Genomic DNA, 21,576 nt, shown 5'->3' on the forward strand with positions numbered 1-21,576 from the left:
AGTATTTCCCGGAGTGGATGGTCAGCGGATCTGTGCGATCAGCGCGGCGCCCTGCACCACGACGCGGTTCTCTTCGCCCAGTCCCTGGATGACGACCACGTTGCGCGCATCCAGCGGACGCACCTGCACCGGCTGCGGGATGTAGCGCTCGGCGCCGGACTTGATCCACACGATCGGTTCGTTGGCGGAGTTGCGCACCACCGCTTCGTTCGGCAGCACGTAGCCCTTGCTGCGCTCGCGCAACTGCGCGATCACCGTGACCGGCTGGCCGACCACCAGTTGCAGGCTGTCGTGCTCGTCGTCGGCGCCGGCGCGGAAGCTCATCGGGATCAGGCCGTCGCGCAGGCTGCGCGCGGCGCCGACCAGTTGCAGCTGCGCGCCGTGCGCCTCGGCCACGCGCGCGCTTTCGATGCGTTCGGCCAAGGTCGGGTCGGCGGTGGTGGCCTCGATCAGCAAGTGCGCCGGGTCGACGATCTGGAACAGCACGTCGCGGACTTCGACCACCTGGCCGGTGATCACGCTGGCCTGTGCGATCACGCCGGATACCGGGGCGATGAGCGGTTCGCGCCCGGCCAGGCCGGCGCCGACGCTGCGTTCGCTGCTGCTGAACGCCTGCAGTTCGGCACGCGCCTGTTCGATTTCCTTGCGCGGCACCACATCGGCCAGCGATTCGAGGCGCGCGACCTTCTGCCGCGCCAACTGGCGGTTGCTGCGCAGTTCGGCCAGCCTGGACTGTTGCTCGGAACGCGCGTACGGGTCGGCGTTGTAGCGCACGTAGCCCAGTACCTGGCCGCGCTTGACCGTTTGACCGATGACCGGCAAGCCGCCCGGGCCCGGCTCGATGCGCCCGCTGCTGGTGGCCTGCACCAGGCCGCCGGCATTGGGATCGTTGGCGACCTTGCCCAGCAGTTCGACGCTGGCGGCGGCATCGGTTTCCGGGGCGACGCGCGTGCGGATGACCATGCGCCGCTGCGACGCCATCGGCACGTTGACGCTGCCATCGGGCAGGCGCGCCACGCCAGCGGGATTGCTTCCGGCGCCCGGGGCGTCGAGGTGTTCGCCGTTGGGGCCATGCGCGCCGGGCGAGGCCTGCAGGTCGACGGCGGCGGTCAGCAGCAGACTGAGGGTCGCGGCCAGCGCCGCGGCGATGGCACAGGTGGCTAGGGTGCGGTTCATGCGCGGGCTCCGGCAAGGCGCCGACGGCTACGGCGCAGGAAAACGACGAGGGCGGCGGCCAGCAGCAGGCCCACCCCGAGCAACCACCAGCGCAGGTTGCCGCCGGCATGCGGGTGCGTGTCCGCGTTGACCACCAGGGTGCCGGGAACGATGTCGAAGTCGTCGCCCTTGGTCACGTTGAACGCCAGCGGATGTTTGCCCGGAACGGACAACGCTTCGATCAGCTTGGCGCTTTCGAAGCGGTACACGCCGGTGATCGGGTTGAACTTGGCCTTGTCCTTGATGCCGTTGAATTCGATTTCGACGTCGGCGCCGTCCACCGGCTCGTTGGTCTCGAAGACATTCATCATCATGGTCAGCGCGCCCTGTTCCAGGTGCGCGACGAACTCGAACAGCTCGCTGTAGCCTTCCGCACGCGGCCGACCGTCGGAGCTGGCGTTGCCGGCGGCGGGGCCGTCGAGATGCTCCCCGTTGGGGCCGTGCGCGCCCGGCGATGCCGTCAGCGACAGTGGCGATGCGAGCAACAGGCTCAGGAAAAACAGGCGTACAAGCGGTCTCATGGCAGCATTCCAATGACTTGCAAAAGGCGGGCGTGGGCCAGGCCGTGTTCGGCGTGGCGGCGTGCGAGCGAGGCGTCGGCTTCGGTGGAAGTGCGCAATGTGCGCAGCAGTTCGGCCAGGTCGATTTCGCCGGCGGCGAACGCGCGCTGCATCAGGCGCGAACGTTCGCCCAGCAACTGCGTGCGTTGGCGTTCGCTGTCGAGTTGCTGGTCGGCCAGCGCGATCGCCAATCTGGATTCTTCCAGTGCGGCGGCCTGGCGACTGCGCGCCAGGGTCAGTTCGGCCTGGCTGGCGTCCAGCTCGGTCTGAGCTTGCGCGCGCAGCTGGCTGCGGCGCGCACCCAGGCCCAGCGGCACGCGCAGCTCCACGGTCAAGCTGTTTTCGCCTGGCAGGCCCGGGCCGGGAACCTCTTTCTTGGTGCCTATGGCCAGTTCCGGCGGCGTGCCCAGCGAACGGCGTACCGCGGTCAGCTGGCCTTCGGCGCGCTGCACCGCTTGCTCGGCGGCGGCCAGCACCGGCGGTGTACCGGCGTCGGCGACCAGCTTGTCCACATCGAGGTGCGATTCGTTTTCGATTTCGTTGGCGTCGGGCATTTCTTCCAGCCCGGTCAGCACGCGCCATTCGGCCTGGGCGGCACGCAGTCCGCGTTGCGCGTCGGCCCGTTCCGCTTCGGCCTCGAGCAAGTCGGCGCGCGCGGCCAGCGCATCGCTGCGCGCAAGATCGCCGGCGCCGACGCGGCGGTCGACGTCCTCGGCCAGTTTCTTCATGAAGCCGACGCGGGCCTGCACCAGTTCCAGTTCGGCCTGGCGCACGGCGATGTCCCATGCGGCTTCGCGCACCTTGCCGGCCACTTCCAGTCGCGTCAGCGCGAGGTTGGCATCGGCCCAGCCGACATCGGCGCGCGCGGCGCGCAGCGCCGCACCGCGCTGGCCGGGCATCCACAGCGGCCAGCTCAGCGCCACTTCGGTTTCCCTGCCCTCGGCGGCGCGGCTGCCGCCGTACCACTCGCCATCGGTGCGCGTGTAGCTCAACGCCGGTTCGTCGGCGGCGAAACTGCGCGCGATGCGCCGACCGGTTGCGGCACGCACGGTTTCGCCTTCGGCACGGCGCGCCTCGGCGGCGCGCTGCCAGGCGGCATCCACCGCGCGCGCCAGGCCCGGCGTGCGGCCTTCGACCGCGAAAGCCGATGGCACGGTGGCCAGCATTCCAACCGCCAGCAGGATGCCTGCGCGCCGGCGATGCCGTGGCGGAAGCGAGGATCTGTTCATGAGGAAATTCATGAGGAAATTCATGAAAAACGGTCCTTGGTTCGATAGTAGGCGCCGACCAGCGGCAGGAACCACGGCGGGCCGAAATGGCCCGGAATGGCCGGCCACGGCCGGCCGCCCCATGGGTTGTCCTGCGGCTCGCCAGCGAGGATCTTCGCCATCACCTGGCCCATGTGCACCGACATCTGCGTGCCGTGGCCGCTGTAGCCGGTGCTGTACCAGATGCCGTCGCGCTCGCCGGCTTGCGGCAAGCGGTCGCGGGTCATGTCCACCACCCCGCCCCAGCAATAGTCGACGGCGACATCGGCCAACTCCGGGAAGATGCCGAGCATGCCTTCGCGCAGGATCGGTGCGCTGCGCGCGTCCGACTTCGGCGAGGACATGCCGAAGTGCGCGCGTCCGCCGAGGATCAGGCGGTCGTCGTCGGTCAGGCGGAAATAGTGGTGGATGTTGGCTACCGTGGTGCAAGTGCGACGACGGGCGATGAGTTTCTGCGCGCGTTCGCGCCCCAGTGGCGCGGTCGCGATGATGAAGCTGCCCACCGGCACCATGCGCCGGCGCAGCCAGCCGAATTCGCCATAGCTGCCGTGGCGGCCGGCGCCACTGGCCAGCAGCACCTGCGTCGCCCGCACGGAACCGCGCGAGGTATGCAACACCGATGGCTTGCCGGCGCCGCCGTGTTCGATGCGTTCGACTTCGGCATCGAGCAGGATCTGTCCGCCCTTGCGCTCGACCGCCTCGGCCAGGCCGTTGGCGAAACGCCCCATGTGCATCTGCGCGCTGCGTTTGTAGACCAGGCCGCCGAAGAAACGGCCGCTGCAGATCTCCTCGGAACGCACGCGCGCGCCGTCCAGCAGTTCCACGTCGGTATCCACGCCGTCGGCGACCAGCCGTTCGGCGCTGCGCGCCAGCGCGTCGTAGTGGCCGGGACGCGTCGCCAGCTTCAGCTTGCCGTTGCGGGCAAAGCCGCAGTCGATGGCTTCCTCGCGCACGATGCGTTCCACGGTATCGACCGCATCGTCGTAAGCACGGTACCAGGCTCGCGCCTGTTCGATGCCGACCCGCGCGGCGAGTTCGCCGTAGTCGTGCGCCAGGCCGTTGTTGACGTGACCGCCATTGCGGCCGGAAGCCTCGGAGGCGACGCGATCGCCGGCCTCCAGCACCGCGACCCTCGCTCCGCGCGCCGCCAGCGCCAGCGCCGCGGAAAGCCCGGTGAAGCCGGCACCGACAATGGCCACGTCGACCGTATCCGGCCAATCGCTCTGCCGCGGTCCATACCGCGGCACGGTGTCCATCCAGTACGACTGCACCTTCATCGCCCCACCTTCCGATACCTCTAATGATCCGTCAGTTAGTGGATATGGCATCCGCCAAGCAGCCTGGTCGCAGCCGACCCCGCAACATGCCCCGGTCCACGCTTGTCACTAGCCGTGGACAAGAATGGATTGGAACACGTTGCCACGCAGACGATCTCCGCGATTGACGCCTCTTACGACACGCGCATGCGTTTTTGCTTGCGGTCCGCAGCACGGAATGCCGGTCGCTCGCCAAAACGACACCGGCAATCGACGGATTGCATCGGCAATCGGTCGCCCACGACCCGGGGAGCGAGCGGACCGGGGGAAATTGAACCGCCGCAAGGAGGCATCGATGCCGGCAGGAATAAATCCGGACAGGCGTGGGATGGCGGCACGGCGGCATGAAGACCGCGTCTTCCCATCAAAGGTCGGCGGGATTTGCTCCGCTTCGGCCTGGATCCGCGCGCAACATATACCGTCAGACAGCCCGGGCGCAGCGTAAGCTGCTGCTTTGTCGCCGCGGTCTTTGCCGCAACAAGAATGTCCTATAGGGTACGCATCCACGTGCGTATGGTGCTAACCGTTCGCCCTAGTCCGTCCGTCGATCGCAAGCGATGAACAGCACACGCCACCCCCTCCCCCAGCCTGAGCAAGGCATCGAATACCGCGCCATGCGTGCCGATGACCTCGACGCGGCGTGGAATCTGTCATTGGATCTGCACTGGCCGCATCGGCCGCGCGATTGGTCCACCGCCTTGTCCCTGGGCGAAGGCATCGTCGCTACGGTCGATGGCCAATTGGTCGGCACCACGATGCGCTGGCTGTGGGGCGAAACCCACGCCACCATCGGCCTGGTCATCGTTTCCGGGCTGATGCGCGGCCGACGCATCGGCAGCGCGCTGATGAACCGGATTCTGGAAGGCCTGGAAGACCGCATCGTCTCCCTGCATGCCACCGAAGAAGGCCGCGGCCTGTACGAACGCATGGGCTTCGTCCGCACCGGCGAGATCCGCCAGCACCAGGGTGTCGCCAGCAACGCGCCATTGATCGCGCTGGACGAAGGCTGGCGCCTGCGTCCGCTGGACAACAGCGACGAGCCGGCGTTGTTCGAACTCGACAGGCAGGCGCGTGGCTGGGAGCGGCCGCAGTTGCTGCGTACCTGGCTGGACACCTCCGAACGGGTCATGGTGCTGGATCACGACGGCACGCTGGATGGTTTTGCGTTCCTGCGCCGCTTCGGGCGCGGCGTGGTCGTCGGCCCGGTCGTCGCTTCGAACGATATCGGCGCACGCGCCTTGATCGGACACCTGATCGGCGCCGCGGGAGGCCGTTTCGTCCGTATCGATCTCGATTACGATTCCGGCCTCACTACCTGGATGGAAGAGCTGCAGTTGCAGCGCGCGGGCACCGTGACCGCGATGACCCGCGCCCCCCTGCCCCCCCGCGATGCGGGCGGCGCGCGCCTGTTCGCGCTGGCGTCCCAGGCGCTGGGTTAGGACCTCCGCCGTGCGGCACAGCGCCGCATCTTCTTCCGGCAGCACAGAAACAACAGCATGCGCAGGCCCGGGGCGCCGTCGCGACGGCACGTAACGCCATCGCGGTAATCCTACTCTGTAGGCACTATCCCCGATCAGGTTTCAGGTCATGCAACATGCGACTCCCGCTCCGATCGTCATCGAAGCTCCCGCCGACCCGTCGGCAGCGCAAGGGCAATCCGCGCTGCAGTCGCTGCGCGCCCTGGACCGCGAGCATCTGATCCATCCCGTCTCCGCCTGGCGCGCCCACGAGCGACGCGGCGTGACGGTGCTGGAATCCGGCCACGGCTGCACCCTGCGCGACGCCGACGGCAACGAACTGCTCGATGCCTTCGCCGGCTTGTGGTGCGTCAATATCGGTTACGGGCAGCAGAGCGTGATCGACGCGGCGACCGAGCAATTGCGCAAGCTGCCCTATGCGACGGGCTATTTCTCGTTCGGCAGCGAACCGGCGATCCGCCTGGCCAGGAAGCTGGTCGAGATCAGCCCCGCATCGCTGCGCCACGTGTACTTCAGTGGCGGCGGATCGGACGCGGTCGATGCGGCCGTGCGCCTGATCGTGCAGTACTGGAACAGCATGGGTCGCCCGCACAAGAAGCACTTCATCGCCCTGCAGCGCGGCTACCACGGTTCGTCTTCCACCGGCGCCGGCCTGACCGCGCTGACCGCATTCCATCGCGGTTTCGACCTGCCGCTGCCGACGCAGCACTACATCCCCTCGCCCAATCCGTATCGCAGCGCCGAATCCGATCCGCAGGCGGTCATCGCCGCCTCGGTCGCCACGCTGCGCGCCAAGGTGGCGGAACTGGGCGCCGACAACGTGGCCGCGTTCTTCTGCGAACCCATCCAGGGTTCGGGCGGCGTGATCATTCCGCCGAAAGGCTGGCTGAAGGCGATGCAGGACGCCGCGCGCGAACTGGACATCCTGTTCGTCGTCGACGAAGTCATCACCGGCTTCGGCCGCACCGGGCCGATGTTCGCCTGCGATGCCGAAGGCGTGGAACCGGACCTGATGACCCTGGCCAAGGGCCTGACCGCAGGCTACATCCCGATGGGCGCGACCCTGCTGTCGGACAAGGTATACGCCGGCATCGCCGACCACACGCCGCCCGGCGCGGTCGTCGGCCACGGCGCGACCTATTCGGGTCACCCGGTCGCCGCCGCGGTCGCCCTGGAAGTGATTCGCCTGTACCAGGAAGGCGGATTGCTGGCGAACGGGGAAAAGGTCGCCGCGCATTTCGGCAGGGCGCTGGACGGCCTCGCCGACCACCCGCTGGTGGGCGAAGTGCGCTACCGTGGATTGCTTGGCGCGATCGAACTGGTCAGCGACAAGGCCGGCAAGCAGGGCTTCGATCCGAAGCTGGGCCTGGCCGACAAGATCGGCGAAATCGCCTATCGCAACCGGCTGGTGTTCCGCTCCTTCTCGGACCAGATCCTCGGTTTCGCGCCCGCGCTGTGCATCACCGAGGCGGAATGCGAATTGCTCGGCCAGCGTCTGCGCCACGTCCTCGACGAGGTACTCGCGCTGCCGGAAGTGCGCGCGGCGCTGAAGGCCTGATCGGACATCTCCAGCGGTCATGGACGTTGACCTATTCGCTTCCCATAAACAGAATCATCGGCGTCCAATCTTCTCAGGCAACCAACGTGGTCAATCTCTTCAAGCTGGACCGCATCGATCTGCGCATCCTGGCCCATCTGCAGAAGAACGGCCGGATCACCAACGTCGAACTCTCCAACGCCGTGTGCCTGTCGCCCAGCCCCTGCCTGGTCCGGGTCAAGCGGCTGGAGCAGGCCGGCTACATCACCAACTATTCGGCGCACATCGACCTGGCCAAGCTCGGCGACGTGCTGACGGTGTTCACCCAGGTCACTCTCTCCGATCACCATGCCGAGGACTTCAGCCGCTTCGAGAGGTCCATCCGCCTGGTCGACGAAGTGATCGAGTGCCACCTGGTCAGCGGCGGCTACGACTACCTGCTCAAGTTCGTCGTCCGCGGCGTCAACCACTACCAGACGCTGATGGAAGAGCTGCTGGAACGCAACCTCGGCATCGAGAAGTACTTCAGCTACATCGTCATCAAGACGCCCTTCATCAAATCCCACTTGCCGATCGAACAGTTGTTCAGCCAACACCTCTAGCCTTCCATGACTCAGCCCAGTCCGAACCCCAGGCCGCGATTCGTCCGCTTGTCGGAAACCGATCGCCCCACCATGAGTTTCTTCCTCGATGGTGAGCCGGCGTCGGCACTGCAAGACGACACCCTGCTGGTGGCGGTGCTGCAGAACCGCGGCAGCGTGCGCGCTTCGGAATTCGGCGACGGCAAGCGCGCCGGTTTCTGCCTGATGGGCGCCTGCCAGGATTGCTGGATCTGGGACGGCGCCGGCAAACGCGTGCGCGCATGCTCCACTCCGCTCGCCGAGGGCATGACGGTGTTCACCCATCCCCCGCACGACGACTGGAGCCTGATGACCGCCTTCTCCGCGCACCTGCAGGCCGGCGAAAAGGATTTCCCGTGAGCGCCGCGCCGCGCATCATCGTGGTCGGCGCCGGCCCTGCCGGCGTGCGCGCCGCGCAGGCGCTGGTGGAAGCGGGCATTCGTCCGGTCGTCATCGACGAAGGCCAGCGTTCCGGCGGCCAGGTCTATCGCCGCCAGCCGGAAGGCTTCACCCGCAGCTACACGAAGCTGTACGGCAGCGAGGCCGGCAAGGCCGAATCGGTGCATCGCGATTTCGACGCCCTGCGCGAGCGCATCGACTACCGGCCCGACACGCTGGCCTGGAACCTGTCGGCCGGTGTCCTGCATGTCGTGCAGGACGGACGCGCGGCCAACCTGCCGTTCGATGCATTGCTCGTCTGCTGCGGCGCCACCGACCGGCTGATGCCGGTGCCCGGCTGGAACCGGGCCGGCTGCTACAGCCTGGGCGCATCGCAGATCGCACTGAAGGCGCAGGCCTGCGCGATCGGTTCGCAAGTCGTATTCATGGGCAGCGGGCCGCTGCTGTACCTGGTCGCCAGCCAGTACGTCGCCGCCGGCGCGACGGTCGTCGCCGTGCTCGACACGGCGCCGAAATACCCGTCGCTTGCGGCGCTGCGCGGACTTTTCGCACGCCCATCGCTGGCCCTGCGCGGACTGGGCCTGATCCGCGACCTGCGCAAGGCCGGGGTGGTCCTGCGCAAGGAAGTCGTGCCGCTGCGCATCGAAGGCGACGCGGAATCCGGCGTCAGCGCGGTGGTGGTGCGCAGTCCGCACGGCGAAGAACGCTTCGCCTGCGACGCAGTCGGCATGGGCTGGCATCTGCGCAGCGAATCCCAGCTCGCCGACCTGGGCCGTTGCGAATTCGTCTTCGACCGGGTCAGCCGGCAATGGCTGCCGAAGGCGGACGCCGATGGCCGCAGCAGCGTGTCCGGCATCTATCTCGCCGGCGACGGAGTGCGCATCCTCGGCGCGGACGGTGCCGAAGCGGCCGGACGCCTGGCGGCGCTGGCCGCCTTGGCCGACCTGGATGTCGCCGGCGCCAGGACGCGTTACCAAGCCGAAGCGCCTTCGCTGCATGCGACGTTGCGCATCATGGCGCGCTTCCGCGAAGGGCTGGCGCGCGCTTTCCCGTGGCCGCACCAGTACGCCGCGCGACTGCCGGACGACACCGTGGTCTGCCGTTGCGAAGTGATCAGCGCCGGCGAACTGCGCAGTTGCGTGGGCGACAAGGAAGCGCACGAAGTCAATCGCGCCAAGGCCTTCAGCCGGGTCGGCATGGGCCGTTGCCAGGGCCGCTACTGCGGCCACGCATCCGCCGAGATCATCGCCGCCGCCAGCGGCCTGCCGGTCGAAGCGGTGGGCCGCATCCGCACGCAGGCGCCGGTGAAGCCGCTGCAGATGGACACGCTGGAAGCGGAGCCGAACCGATGAGCGCCCCCACCCGGACCGACGTGCTGGTGCTGGGCGGCGGCGCGATCGGCACGGCGACGGCCTTCTTCCTGCGCCTGATGCACGAGCGTTCGGTGACTCTGCTCGAGCGCGAACTGGTCGGCCGCCAGGCCAGCGGCACCAATTTCGGCGGTGTGCGCCGCCAGGGCCGCACGCCGCAGCAGATGCCCATCGCGCACCTCGCGCTGCGCACCTGGAGCCGCGTGCGCGAACTGCTCGGCGAAGATCTGGAGTTCCGCCCCTACGGGCACCTGCGCGTGTGCTATTCGCAGGAACGCGCCGACGTGATGGCCGAGTACGCGCGCGACATCCGCCACGCCGGGCTGGAACTGACCTTGCTCACCCCGCGGCAGCTCAAGCGGCACGTCGGCATCTTCAGCGACAAGGTCGTGATGGGCTCGCTGTCGCCGGAAGACGGTCACGCCAACCCTCGTATCGCCGCACCGGCGTTCGCGCGCGCGGCGCGCCGACTGGGCGTGGAGCTGCACGAGCACACCGAAGTCGCCCACATCGAACGCGATGGCAGCGGCTTCCTTGCCACCTGCATCGACGGCCGCCAATGGCGCAGCGAACAGCTGGTGGTGTGTTGCGGCGCGTGGTCGAGCAGGCTCAGCGAACAGTTCGGCGAGCCCGCGCCACTGGAATTCCGCGCGCCGTCGATGGCGGTGACCGAACCGTTGCCGTACCGTTCGGGCCCGATGATCGCGGTGAACTCCGGACTGATCGACGAGGTGATGTACTTCCGCCAGATCGAACGCGGCAATATCGTGATCGGCGGCGGCCGCCGCGCCGAAGTCGACCTGGACAACGCCCGCGCCCACGTCAACCCCGACAACATCCTGCGCCAGTTCCGCGAGCTGCAACGCCTCGTGCCCGCGTTCGCGCGGGTGCAACTGATCCGCGTGTGGAGCGGCGTTGAGAGCTACCTGCCGGACAACAAGCCGGTGATGGGCGCCAGCGCCAGGGTCGATGGCCTGTACTACGCCTTCGGCTTCTGCGGCGAAGGCTTCGCCATCAGCCCCGGCGTGGGCGAAGTGATGGCCGACCTGATCGCCAGGGGACGCAGCGACATCGACCTGTCGCCTTACGACATCGCGCGCTTCGCCACCGCGACGTGACCCCGCCGGCGGCGAAATGTTCTGCTGCCGGCACCTGCACAACCTCACGATCTACCGCGCTCCGCGGGCATAGCAGCATCACCGTCGCCAGCGCCGGGTTTAGGCTCAAGCGATGCATAACTCCGGTCCCGATGAGCCCCATTGCCTCCCGGCGCTGACCCGCGTGACCGATCACGTGAAGCGCCATCTCGCCGAACGCCTGTCGCTGCGGACCCTGGCTGAACTGGCGGGTCTCAGTCCATGGCGTTTCTCCATCGTCTTCCGCCAGCACATGGGCGTGCCGCCGCACCGCTACATCAGCCTGTGCCGGATCGAGCACGCGCGCGAATTGCTGCAACAGGGCGTATCCGCCGCCACGGTGGCCGATGCCTGCGGCTTTTACGACCAGAGCCATTTCACCCGCCATTTCAAGCATCATTGCGGCATGACCCCCGGACAATACGCACTGCAGCCGGCCAGCGCGGTGCCGGCATCGCTCCCGGCCGGGCCTGCGATGCAGATGGCCCGGTCTGTGTGAGCGCCCTCATTCCCCTCCCCTCCCCATCGCCCGCCATTCCCGTGAACACCACCATCCCCTTCGCCGACCTGCTGCCAGATCTGCTGGAACTGCGTCACGACCTGCACGCGCATCCCGAGCTGGCGTTCGCCGAGCACCGCACCGCCGCGCGGGTCGCCGAGGCGATGCGCGGACTCGGGCTGGAAGTGACCACCGGCATCGGCGGCACCGGCGTGGTCGCGACGCTTCGCAACGGCGGCAGTCGGCGCAGCATCGGCCTGCGCGCCGACATGGACGCGCTGCCCATCGTCGAAACCAGCGGTCTGCCCCATGCCAGCCGGCACCCCGGCGCGCACCACGGTTGCGGTCACGATGGCCACACCACGATGCTGGTCGGCGCGGCGCGCCACCTGGCGCGCACCCGCGACTTCGACGGCATCGTGCATTTCATCTTCCAGCCCGCCGAGGAAGGCCAGGGCGGCGCCGATGCGATGATCAAGGATGGGTTGTTCGAACGTTTCCCCTGCGATGCGGTATACGCACTGCACAACTGGCCCTCGCTGCCGCTGGGCACCGCGCAGACGCGGCCGGGGCCGATCATGGCCGCCGCCGACCGCTTCGAGATCGTCGTGCAGGGCCGTGGCGGGCATGCCGCGTTCCCGCAGACCACGCCCGACGCGATCCTTGCGGCCAGCCACCTGGTCCTGCAGCTCAACACCATCGTCGCGCGCGATATCGACCCGACCGAATCGGCGGTGCTGTCGGTGACCAAAGTCGAAGGCGGCCACGCGCACAACGTGCTGCCCGCCAGGGTCGTCGTGATCGGCACCGTGCGCAGCTTCAATCCGCAGGTGCAGGACCGGATCGAGGCGCGGCTGCGCGAAGTCGCCGCCGGCGTGGCCGCTTCCACCGGCACGCGCATGGAGATCGACTACCTGCGTTACTACCCCGCCACCATCAACAGCGCCGACGAAGCCGCCATCGCGCTCGCCGCCGCCGCGGCCGCGGGCCTGAAATCCGCAATGGCGCCGGCACCGGCATTCACCTCGGAAGACTTCGCCTTCATGCTGCAGGCACGTCCCGGCGCCTATCTATGGCTGGGCCAGGGCCGCGCCGATCCCGGCGCGGACGGCGAACATCCCCTGCACCATCCCGGCTACGACTTCAACGACGACGCATTGCCGCTCGGCATCGCCTGGTTCGCCGCGCTGGTCGAACGCCAGTTGCCCGCGGCCAGCTGAAGCCGGCGCGACCGCAACGCGGTTCCCGCGGCGCACCCAGCGCGCATCGCCGCATCAAGCCGGGCGCCAGATCGCGTAAGCCTTGTGCACGTGGACCTTGCTGTCCCAACTGCATTCGGCGTCCTGCCGGACCAGGAAGATGTCTCCGCGGACGAACGTGGCCTGCGCGCCGACCGCATCTTCGAAGCTCACTTCGCCTTCCAGCAGGTACATCAGTTCGTAATGGCGATAACGCATGGCCCGCCGCGCATAGGGTGTGGAGTCCCATGTCCCGCAGACGAACTCCCCGTCCGTCGAACGGTAGTCGGTGAAGTTCCTGCACGCGGGCGTCGGCGTCGTCAGCAGTTCGGCCAACGGAGCGCCGGAGGGAACGAGTTCCGCCTCGTAGTCGATCGGGACGATACCTGCGCCGTCGCCGGGCTGCGCGCGGTAGCGCATGAAAACCAGCAAGGCCTGCGTGTCGGCCTCCCAGCGCACGGCGCTTCCGCAGCGGATCACCGCGGACTGCCCCGGCGCGAGCGACAGGATCGCGCCATCGCCATGCAACGCGACGGTGCCGTCGCAAACGATCACGAACTCGTCGGCGTCCATCGTCTCCGAGTGCCGACCCGGCTCGACATGCAACGCGCCCACCGATACCGGACCCGGCGGCAGCGGCAGGTATCGACGCGCCAATGGCGCTTCGCCAGCGGGTGGATGCGAAGTCCTGGCGAACCGTTGGAGATCGATGAACGATGGCACTTCGGCGGGAGTCTTCATGCGGAATTCTTGCGGACGGCGAAAGGCCGGATATCTACCGCAAGATTACGTGCAGCCAGCAAGCGGAAACTGCTGAAATCATCGGCATGTATCGGATGGGATCGCGGTCCGCAGGCCTTTTTCCGCACATCGCCGCCCGAAGCGATGGAAAGCCATGCGCATCGATACGTGTGCTCCCCCCTTGCCTTGCCTAGACCGTCCGATTCAATCCGGGCGAATGGACATTGCATATGGCGCGATCCCCTCGCGTCTCGGATGCCGATCCGGGCCTGCGCCTGGTCATGGCCGCTGCCAAGCGAACAGTTCGAAAGCGGTGGTCGCCCAGAACGCCACGGCCGCCATAACCAGCCACCATTCGACTCTCGTCGGCAGAACATCCCCCTTGTGCCGCAGGTATTCCAGGGCCACGGCACAGCAGAGGCTGCAGCGGGCGCGAATCGAAAATAGCGTTCTGATGACTCCCCTCCCCGGACCCCGACCTCAGGCCTCATTCTGGATTGCCGCCTCGTTGCGCAGCAACGTAAATAATTCACACGCCTCGTGGTTAGCCGCTCGCCCGGCTAAACTCACTCTCGGCAAATCCCGTCAAAAAGCAGGTTTGGGTCCCATGGAGCTTGATCGATCTGAGCCTTTACCCCCAGACCTTCTGGCCGAACTCGCCGAGCGCGGCGAAGTCCGGATCTTTGCCCGCAACCAGAAGGTCATCGCGGAGGGTGAGCGGTCCGATTGCCTGTATGTCCTGGTCTCCGGCGAACTGAAGGTCTATACGCAGGACGAGCGGGGACGCGAGCTGGTTTACAACGTTCTGCGGGCAGGCGAGCTCTTTGGCGAGCTCTTCCTGGACGGGGATGTGCGATCGGCCTCCGTCAGCGCCCTGACCGAAGCGCACTGCATCGTCGTGGACCAGGCGTTGACGCACGGTTTGATCAGATCGTATCCGGCCTTCGCTGAATTTCTTATCCGCAAACTCATCGCGCGAGTGCGCCACGCAACCCAGCTCAGCAAGCGGCTGGCGCTGAATGACGTATTCGAGCGCACGGTTGCACTGCTTGAGCAAGCGGCCCGACCCAACAATGGGGTCCGCCTCATACCCGCAGCGCTTACCCAGCAAGAGATCGCCAACCGCATAGGTGCGACCCGGGAAATGGTCAACCACGTGATCGGAGAGCTGACCCGCGGCGGTTTCCTTGAACGGAACGAGAAAAGAGAGCTGATTATCACCAGGGAACTGCCCAGGCGCTGATGCGGAAGTCAGGCCCGGCAGCAGTACCGCCATTCGCAGGACCTGGACGCAGATAGGGCATTAAGCTCGCCGCACGTCTATTCAGTGCGCTCCTCCTGCGTCTCGCCTCGGCCCTCCATGATCGCCCCACCTCACAGGATCATCCGCAGCCGCTCCCTGGAGTCGCAACGAGGTTCCGAGCAGCCAATGCCTCAACCACGGCTGGCGCCAGCGCATTCTCCGCATAAAACTTCGCCAGAGACACCGCACGCCATGTCGGGTCGCCAAGGTGTAGGCCCGAGATTGCGACTCGGAGGCGATCTCCGCCTGGAAGGTATCGAGATACGCCTGCAAAGCGCAGGCACCGCCGCGTGCCCTGAAACAAAGGCAAGATCGTCGGCCAAAAGGCGCCGCTCAAGCTCCGGGAGATTTGGGAGATCCGCGTCCGGCTGCAACTTCGCAGCAACCTCAGAGACCTCGCCCTGTTCAACTTGGCGATCGATTCGAAGCTCCGCGCCTGCGACCTACCGGGCCTTCGCGTCGGCGATATCGCACACGAGAATCACGTCGACTCGCGTGCGGTAGTGATGCAGAGAAAGACCCAGCGACCAGTCCGGCTCGAGATCACCGAGATGAGCAAGGATGCTCTCCAGGCGTGGACCCATGCGGCAGGGCTTCGGAGCTCCGGCTTTTTCTTCCCAAGTCGATGGGGCGACTCGCCGCACCTATCGACCCGTCAGTACGCTCGAATCGTTCACCGCTGGGTGCACGAGATCGGCTTGGATAGTTCCTGCTATGGAACACACACGATGCGACGGACCAAGGCGGCTCTGATCTACCGGCGGACCAAAAACCTTAGAGCGGTGCAGCTCCTCCTTGGCCACAGCAAGCTCGAGAGCACTGTCCGCTACAATTAATTGTCAGACCTCTTCACTGAGCAAACTGGTCACGTCGATGCCGCGGCGCCGAGAATCCTCTTACATACAACTTGTAACTTGCTACAGGCTAATATCGTGAATCGCTATGTGCGCAGCTTTCCGATACTCAACGCCAATCCCTTTCGGCAGTAGCGACAACACCGCCTGCTTCAAAGCCGATCCAGCGACGGCGACCCCATACTTGTCGCTGAAACCCCACGCCGGATCATCATGACCGCCAGTTCCTTCCGCAAATCTGAACACATCTTCCAAGAGATGTTCAGCGCTGCGTATAGCTTGTTCGGCCTTCATGGCGTCTAGCCCAAAGCAAATCTCTGAAGGGAAATCGATCCATATCAGCCCAGATAAAGGAAATAGCAGGGACACGGAAACTTTCATTTGGCCCCCATGAAGACAAAGGCCTTGTAGTGGACTGCCTGACGCGAGACGTCAGGGATCAGAACGTGTGGACGTAGCCCAAGAAGACGGAAGATTCGGTCGATGCATCGACGATGGGGCTGTCCTTGATCTCGGCACCCAACGATTGCACGCTCAGGTCCAAGAACACAGAAGATTTGCCCGAAGGAAGGCGATAGGACGTCCGTAGCCCAGCCTCCACATTGACCGTGGCCTCGGGTGCGTAGAAAGCACGAGTGGGTGTGATTTCATCGGCTCGAATGCCGTAGTAATAATTGACGTATTTCTCATCCAGCCAAACAGCGCGAATTCTCGGCGCGAACTCGAAGCGCCCCGCCTCGAAGGAGCGTTCAATTTCTATGGAGAACTTTCGACCCTTGCTGTAGCCGGAAATGTCGGTGGACCAGGTTGCGGAAAGATCAGCGACGCTGTTTTCCCATCTCACCAACGCGCCTGCCCAGAACATGTCCTTTCGCTCGTCCATGCCTGCCAGGAAGGACGAGTCGGAGGCCTCGTAGCCGTCGTTGGAGAAATCCGCGGACAAGGCGAATGAGACGGGTCCGGCAGAGGGTAGTTTGAGGCTGATTGAACCGCCGGACACGTCGATCCACTCGCTGTCATAAACAATAATTGGCAGCGCCAAGGTATCCGCGCCGATATCGCGATACGGCTTTTGCATCACTCCTGCACCCAAGCCCAATCCCCAGTGCGATTGGTCCTGGTCTTCCTCGTCAACCTCATGCTCTGCTGCACGAGCGGAATAGGCGGAGAAACCAAAAAGCGCGGCTCCCACGATCAAGCTGGCGCGCAGATACCAATTGGGCGCGCGCTTTGACGCGCTAGGGACTGGCGGAAGATCTGGCAGATCAAAGAGAAACTTCAGACTGGGCCGGTTGGCGCGACGAAGGTCGGAAGAAGCAAAACTTGGCGTCATGGTCAGGTCCTATGGTGTCGAGTGATGGGGGAGGGGCTACTGCGCTGCAAAAATCCGGCGGTTGATGGCTCTCGAAGTCCCTTCGTGGCCCCTATAGCCAAACCGTGCTTAATTCATGGCGTCAAAATGGCGGGGATTGCGCGGGCGCCAATGACCGCTTTGGGCCGGAAACCGACATTTCGCGCAAGGTGTACTCGTTTTGCGTGGGCCCGCTCCCGGCTAGAAGCGGACTTCGACAGCTGGAACCGGATCGGCCCGAAGGTGGCTTTGGCCTAACCAGCAAACGGCATACCTCTGATCTTTCGCCCTTGGACCGCGCATCCATATTCAAAAGATTGAGCTGCCACCTGAGGGTGATAACGGACCGTCGCCTAGATCGCGTCGCTTGCGCGATACCGACTTCGGACGCGAACAAGAAACCCAAACGAGGACTAAGGCAATGGCAATAGCCGATGGGAAATATCGCCCGCGCGAAGCCGGCAACTACCTGAAGAAATACAACCTCAAATGTCCGGCTCGTGTTTCAGCTTCAAAGACGGATGCGACAAGCGATTCCGGAACCGCCTTGCCATCCATTCATCCAAGTCGTCGATCACGGTGAATGCAGCAGGAATCACTATCAAGCTCAACAACGTGGATGTGATCAGACCGCCGATCACCGCAATCGCCATCGGCGCCCGGAAACTCGAATCGCCGGCGAAACCCAGTGCGATCGGCATCATGCCTGCGCCCATCGCCAGCGTGGTCATGACGATCGGCTGGGCGCGCTTGCGGCATGCGTCGATCAGGGCGTCGTGCTGGCTGAGCCCGTGCTTGTCCTCTGCAATGACCGCGTAATCCACCAGCAGGATCGAGTTCTTGGTGGCGATGCCGATCAACATGAGCAGGCCGATCAGCGCCGGTAGCGACAACATGTTCTGGGTCAGCAGCAAAGCGCCGAAGGCACCGCCGGCGCATAAGGGCACGGCCGTCAGAATCGTCAGCGGCATCAGCGCATGGTTGAACAACAGCAAGAGCACCATATAGATGCAGATCACGCCCGCCGCCATCGCCAGCAGGAAGCCGACGAACAATTCGACGAAGACTTCGGCATCGCCGGTGTTCAAGAAGCTGATTCCGGCCGGCAACTGCTGAACACTCGGCAGTTTCTGCACGGCCTCCATGACATCACCCAGCGGGCGGCCATTGAGCTCTGCCGTCAGGGTGACGTTGCGCTGGCGCTGGTAACGCGAAATCAGAGATGGACCGCTGCCCATCCGGATGTCGGCCACGGCAGCCAGCGGCACAGGACCGTAGCGACCAGGCACGCGTAGCTGACCGATCAATGCCTGGTTCGACAAGGTCGATTCGGCGAATCCGACCCGGATCGGGACTTGCCGGTCCGGCAGATTGAGTTTGGCCAGACGCTGCTCGTAGTCGCCAGAGGTCGCAATGCGCGCTGCCTCGGCGATATCGGCCGTGGCCACGCCCAGATCGGCCGCACGCGCCGGATCGGGCACGATCTGGATCTCGGGCCGCAGCAGCGAAGCGGACGAAGTGACGCTACCCAAGCCGGGAATGCCGCGCAGATCGCGCTCCAGAGCGATGGACGCTTCCTGCAAGCGCTGCGGATCGTCGCCGGACAGCACCAGTTGCAGCTGGTTGCCGGGTTCGGAACTGACATAGCTCACCCGCACACCGGCCAGATCGGCCAGGCGCGTGCGCGCCTCGCGCTCCAGCTCACGTTGATCGCGCCCGCGACCATCGGCCATGCCCCAGTCCAGCACCAGAGTGGCCTTGCGCGATTCGCCGATGCCCGGGGTCGAAGGATCGCCCAGATCCAGCGCGCTGCCAATCGCCATGTAGACCTGCTTGAGTTCGGGGATGTCCTTGAGCAGACCGCGCGCCTGTTCGGCCATGGCCACGGTTTCCTGCAAGCGCGTGCCGGGCGGCAACTCAAGACTGAGATTGCTGCGGCCCAGATCGGATTGCGGAATGAAGGTCGCCGGAATCAGCGGCACCAGCGCCAGCGAGGCGAGGAACAACCCGGTGGCGATCCACAGGGTACGCGCGCGATGACGCAGCGCTGCGTCCACCCAGCCCAGATACCAGCGCATCAGCTTGGAGTCACCCTTCTCCTCGCCATGCGGCTTGAGCAGGTAGGCGGCCATCATCGGCGTCAACAATCGCGCGACCAGCAACGAGAACAGGACCGCGGTCGCCGCCGTCCAGCCGAACTCGCGGAAGAACTTGCCGGCGATGCCGGGCATGAACGCCACCGGCACGAACACCGCCGCCAGGGTCAGCGAGGTGGCGATCACCGCGTTGCCGATCTCGCCGGCGGCTTCGCGCGCCGCCTCGATCGGCGGCTTTCCCATGCGCAGGTGGCGCACGATATTCTCGATCTCGACGATAGCGTCATCGACCAGGATGCCGACCACCACCGACAGTGCAAGCAAGGTGATCATATTGAGGGTGAAACCAAAGAAGTACATTACCGCGAACGTCGGGATGATCGACAAGGGCAGCGCCAGCGCCGAGACCCAGGTCGCGCGCCAGTCGCGCAGGAATAGCCACACCACCAGCAGCGCCAGCAAGGCGCCCTCGTACAGCATGGTCATCGACGAATCGTAGGAGCGATGGGTTTCATCGATGGCGGTCGTGACCAGGCGGAAGTCGACGTCCGGATGGGCTGTCTTCAGCGCCGCGAGTGCTTTGTGCACACCCTCTTCGACCTTGATTTCGTTCGAGCCGCGGGTGCGCGACATCGAGAAGGCGACCACGTCGCGGCCGTCCAGCATCGCCGCTTCGGTGGGATCGGCCGCCGCATCGGTGACCTTGGCCAGCGTCGACAGCCGCACCGCGCGTCCGTCCGCCAGGCTGATCGAATAGTCGCGCAGCGACTGCGCATTGCCGACCGTGCCCAGCGTGCGGATGGTTTGCTGCGCGCCATCCAGCTCGGCCTTGCCGCCGGCACGCTCGACCTGGATCAGCGCCAGCTGCCGCGACACGTCGCCGGCGGTGACGCCGAAGGCCTGCAAGGCGTTCGGGTCCAGGTCCACACGCACCTGGCGCTGCACGCCACCCACGCGGGTGACACGAGCGACGCCAGTCACGCCATACATCGCACGCGCGACTTCGCGGTCGACGAACCAGCTCGCCTCGTCGGCGCTCATCTTCGGCGCGACCAGCGCGTAGGTCATCAGCGAGCCGCCTATATCGACTTTCGAAATTACCGGTTCCTGGACATCCTGCGGCAGGTCGGTGCGGATGCGCGTGACCGCATCGCGCGTGTCGTCCAACGCAGTAGCCAGGTCGGCTTCCAGCTGGAACTCGATGCTGGTGGTGCTGACGCCTTCGCTGACGGTGGATATCACCCGCTTGACGTTGGTGACGGTCGCCACCGAGTCCTCGACCTTACGCGTGACCTCGGCTTCGAGCTGACTCGGCGAAGCACCAGGCTGAGTCACCGTGACGGTGGTCATCGGGAATGCGATATCGGGGAAGTGCGCCACCGGCAGCTTGTAGAAGCCCCATAGCCCGGCGACGCACAGCACGAAGAACGCCATCAGCGCTGGTAACGGCCGGCTGATCGCCCAAGAAGAGAAATTCATCGCGTGCCCGCCCCGGCCGCCGCGGCCGAGACCACGCGTACGCGGTCGCCATCGCCCAGGAAGCCGGCACCCTTGGCGACCACCTGATCGCCTTGCTTCAAACCTTCGATGATCTCGACCAGGTTCTGCGTGGTCTGGCCCGTGCGCACGCGTTGGCGCTGCACGATTTGCTTGTCTTTCATCGTGAACACGTAGCTATGTCCGTCGCGCTGTATCACCGCGGCGCTGGGTACCATCAGGGCGCGGCCGGCGCCGGTGACGATGTGGCCTTCGACATAGACGCCCGTCTTGAGCGCGCCGGGTTCCGGCAAGTCGACGTAGACCGTGCCGGTGCGTGTCTGCGCATCGACGCCAGGGGTGACCGCACGGATGCGACCGGCGATGGTGCTGCCTACGTAGGACAGCTCGACCGTATTGCCGACGGCGACGCCGGCAAGCTGATCCTCCGGCAATTCGGCGCGCCATTCCAGGCGACCGTCGCGGATCAGTCGCAGCAGCTCGCTGCCCGAGGTCACGACCTGGCCCGGTTGCACCAGCCGCTTGGAAATCACGCCGTCGGCGGGTGCGCGCAGTTCAGCGAAACCGCGACGCAGCTTGGCTGCGTCGCGCCCGGCCCGCGTCGTGGCCAGTTGCGCCTCGGCCTGCACCCGGGTGGCGCGCAGTTCGTCCAGGTTGCCCGCGCTGATCAATTGCTCGGCCGCCAATTTCGCGCCGCGCTCGTAGCTGACCTTGGCCAGATCCAAACTCGCCTGCACCTGCCGCACCGAGGCCTCGGCCTGCGCCAGTTCGCTGTCCAAGGTGCGATGATCCAGCTGAAGCAGCACTTGTCCCTTGCGTACCGTTTGGCCCACATCGACGTTGAGCGCCGTCACCCGCTGGCCGCTGAGCTCCACCCCCAACTGCATTTCTTCATAAGCCGACACCGGGCCGGAGACGAGCACGCTGCGCGCCATGGGCTGCGATTGGGCCGTCACCAGGGCCACGGTGAGCGACGACGCACCCTCGGCCTTCTTCTCTTCCTCGTCACTACCCGCTCCGCATGCCGAGAGCGACACTGCAACGACCATCAACGATGACCAACACAAGAACACTGCACGCATAAGTAGCCCGCCAGAT

Annotated in this window: 19 protein-coding genes; 10 read left to right on the forward strand and 9 right to left on the reverse strand. The window is 65.7% G+C overall.

The annotated features are described in order from the left end of the window. Positions 1-21 precede the first annotated feature (21 nt). From CSC74_RS11375 to CSC74_RS11390, 4 genes are read right to left on the reverse strand one after another with little or no spacing between them, the layout of a single operon-like run. Positions 22-1,176: an efflux RND transporter periplasmic adaptor subunit gene (locus tag CSC74_RS11375; protein WP_162314573.1), complete on the reverse strand. Its 1,155-nt coding sequence runs from the start codon at positions 1,174-1,176 to the stop codon at positions 22-24. Further along, positions 1,173-1,736, reverse strand: a complete 564-nt coding sequence (locus CSC74_RS11380; protein WP_211369624.1) for a hypothetical protein — start codon at positions 1,734-1,736, stop codon at positions 1,173-1,175. Before CSC74_RS11380 ends, CSC74_RS11375 begins: the two co-directional genes overlap by 4 nt. Continuing rightward, the gene (locus CSC74_RS11385) at positions 1,733-3,004 is read right to left on the reverse strand and encodes a TolC family protein (protein ID WP_162314574.1); all 1,272 of its coding nucleotides are present in this window, start codon (positions 3,002-3,004) and stop codon (positions 1,733-1,735) included. Before CSC74_RS11385 ends, CSC74_RS11380 begins: the two co-directional genes overlap by 4 nt. A gap of 20 nt (positions 3,005-3,024) precedes the next feature. Next, a complete protein-coding gene (locus CSC74_RS11390; RefSeq protein WP_162314575.1) occupies positions 3,025-4,320 on the reverse strand; it encodes an NAD(P)/FAD-dependent oxidoreductase in 1,296 nt (431 codons plus the stop codon). Positions 4,321-4,973: 653 nt separating this feature from the next. Between CSC74_RS11390 and CSC74_RS11395 the strand changes: the two genes are divergently transcribed. The 8 genes from CSC74_RS11395 (at position 4,974) to CSC74_RS11430 (ending at position 12,618) form a co-directional block, all read left to right on the forward strand. Further along, positions 4,974-5,798, forward strand: coding sequence for a GNAT family N-acetyltransferase (locus tag CSC74_RS11395; RefSeq protein ID WP_162314576.1), 825 nt, complete (start codon positions 4,974-4,976; stop codon positions 5,796-5,798). Positions 5,799-5,946: 148 nt separating this feature from the next. After that, the gene (locus CSC74_RS11400; RefSeq protein WP_162314577.1) at positions 5,947-7,395 is read left to right on the forward strand and encodes an aminotransferase class III-fold pyridoxal phosphate-dependent enzyme; all 1,449 of its coding nucleotides are present in this window, start codon (positions 5,947-5,949) and stop codon (positions 7,393-7,395) included. Between the two features lie 86 nt (positions 7,396-7,481). Continuing rightward, entirely contained in the window at positions 7,482-7,976 is a 495-nt protein-coding gene (locus tag CSC74_RS11405) for an Lrp/AsnC family transcriptional regulator (protein ID WP_162314578.1), read from the forward strand. A 72-nt stretch (positions 7,977-8,048) separates the two neighbouring features. After that, entirely contained in the window at positions 8,049-8,354 is a 306-nt protein-coding gene (locus CSC74_RS11410; protein WP_211369625.1) for a (2Fe-2S)-binding protein, read from the forward strand. Continuing rightward, a complete protein-coding gene (locus CSC74_RS11415; RefSeq protein WP_162314580.1) occupies positions 8,351-9,745 on the forward strand; it encodes an FAD/NAD(P)-dependent oxidoreductase in 1,395 nt (464 codons plus the stop codon). Before CSC74_RS11410 ends, CSC74_RS11415 begins: the two co-directional genes overlap by 4 nt. After that, positions 9,742-10,881, forward strand: a complete 1,140-nt coding sequence (locus CSC74_RS11420) for an NAD(P)/FAD-dependent oxidoreductase (RefSeq protein ID WP_162314581.1) — start codon at positions 9,742-9,744, stop codon at positions 10,879-10,881. Before CSC74_RS11415 ends, CSC74_RS11420 begins: the two co-directional genes overlap by 4 nt. Positions 10,882-11,044: 163 nt before the next feature. Then, positions 11,045-11,398, forward strand: coding sequence for a helix-turn-helix transcriptional regulator (locus CSC74_RS11425; RefSeq protein WP_211369626.1), 354 nt, complete (start codon positions 11,045-11,047; stop codon positions 11,396-11,398). 41 nt (positions 11,399-11,439) lie between these two features. Continuing rightward, positions 11,440-12,618, forward strand: coding sequence for a M20 aminoacylase family protein (locus CSC74_RS11430; protein WP_211369627.1), 1,179 nt, complete (start codon positions 11,440-11,442; stop codon positions 12,616-12,618). A gap of 54 nt (positions 12,619-12,672) precedes the next feature. Here CSC74_RS11430 and CSC74_RS11435 read toward each other — a convergent pair whose 3' ends face one another. Then, complete coding sequence (locus tag CSC74_RS11435; protein ID WP_162314583.1) at positions 12,673-13,377, reverse strand: cupin domain-containing protein; 705 nt, start codon at positions 13,375-13,377, stop codon at positions 12,673-12,675. Between the two features lie 607 nt (positions 13,378-13,984). Here CSC74_RS11435 and CSC74_RS11440 point away from each other — a divergent pair. Then, complete coding sequence (locus CSC74_RS11440) at positions 13,985-14,620, forward strand: Crp/Fnr family transcriptional regulator (RefSeq protein WP_162314584.1); 636 nt, start codon at positions 13,985-13,987, stop codon at positions 14,618-14,620. 470 nt (positions 14,621-15,090) lie between these two features. After that, entirely contained in the window at positions 15,091-15,516 is a 426-nt protein-coding gene (locus tag CSC74_RS11445) for a tyrosine-type recombinase/integrase (RefSeq protein WP_246193173.1), read from the forward strand. A gap of 81 nt (positions 15,517-15,597) precedes the next feature. Here the strand turns inward: CSC74_RS11445 and CSC74_RS11450 are convergent, their stop codons facing one another. From CSC74_RS11450 to CSC74_RS11465, 4 genes are all read right to left on the reverse strand, one after another. Beyond that, positions 15,598-15,903: a hypothetical protein gene (locus tag CSC74_RS11450; RefSeq protein ID WP_211369628.1), complete on the reverse strand. Its 306-nt coding sequence runs from the start codon at positions 15,901-15,903 to the stop codon at positions 15,598-15,600. A gap of 70 nt (positions 15,904-15,973) precedes the next feature. Further along, positions 15,974-16,867 carry a MipA/OmpV family protein gene (locus CSC74_RS11455; RefSeq protein ID WP_162314586.1) on the reverse strand — a complete coding sequence of 298 codons (894 nt, stop codon included), beginning with the start codon at positions 16,865-16,867 and terminating at the stop codon, positions 15,974-15,976. Positions 16,868-17,370: 503 nt separating this feature from the next. Further along, on the reverse strand, positions 17,371-20,460 hold the full coding sequence (locus tag CSC74_RS11460) for an efflux RND transporter permease subunit (protein ID WP_162314587.1): 3,090 nt from the start codon (positions 20,458-20,460) through the stop codon (positions 17,371-17,373). Then, entirely contained in the window at positions 20,457-21,527 is a 1,071-nt protein-coding gene (locus CSC74_RS11465) for an efflux RND transporter periplasmic adaptor subunit (RefSeq protein ID WP_246193175.1), read from the reverse strand. The genes CSC74_RS11460 and CSC74_RS11465 overlap by 4 nt, the downstream gene beginning before the upstream one ends. Positions 21,528-21,576: the final 49 nt, after the last annotated feature.

It is taken from the genome of Pseudoxanthomonas yeongjuensis (assembly GCF_010093345.1).
GTDB classification, from domain to species: Bacteria; Pseudomonadota; Gammaproteobacteria; order Xanthomonadales; family Xanthomonadaceae; genus Pseudoxanthomonas_A; species Pseudoxanthomonas_A yeongjuensis.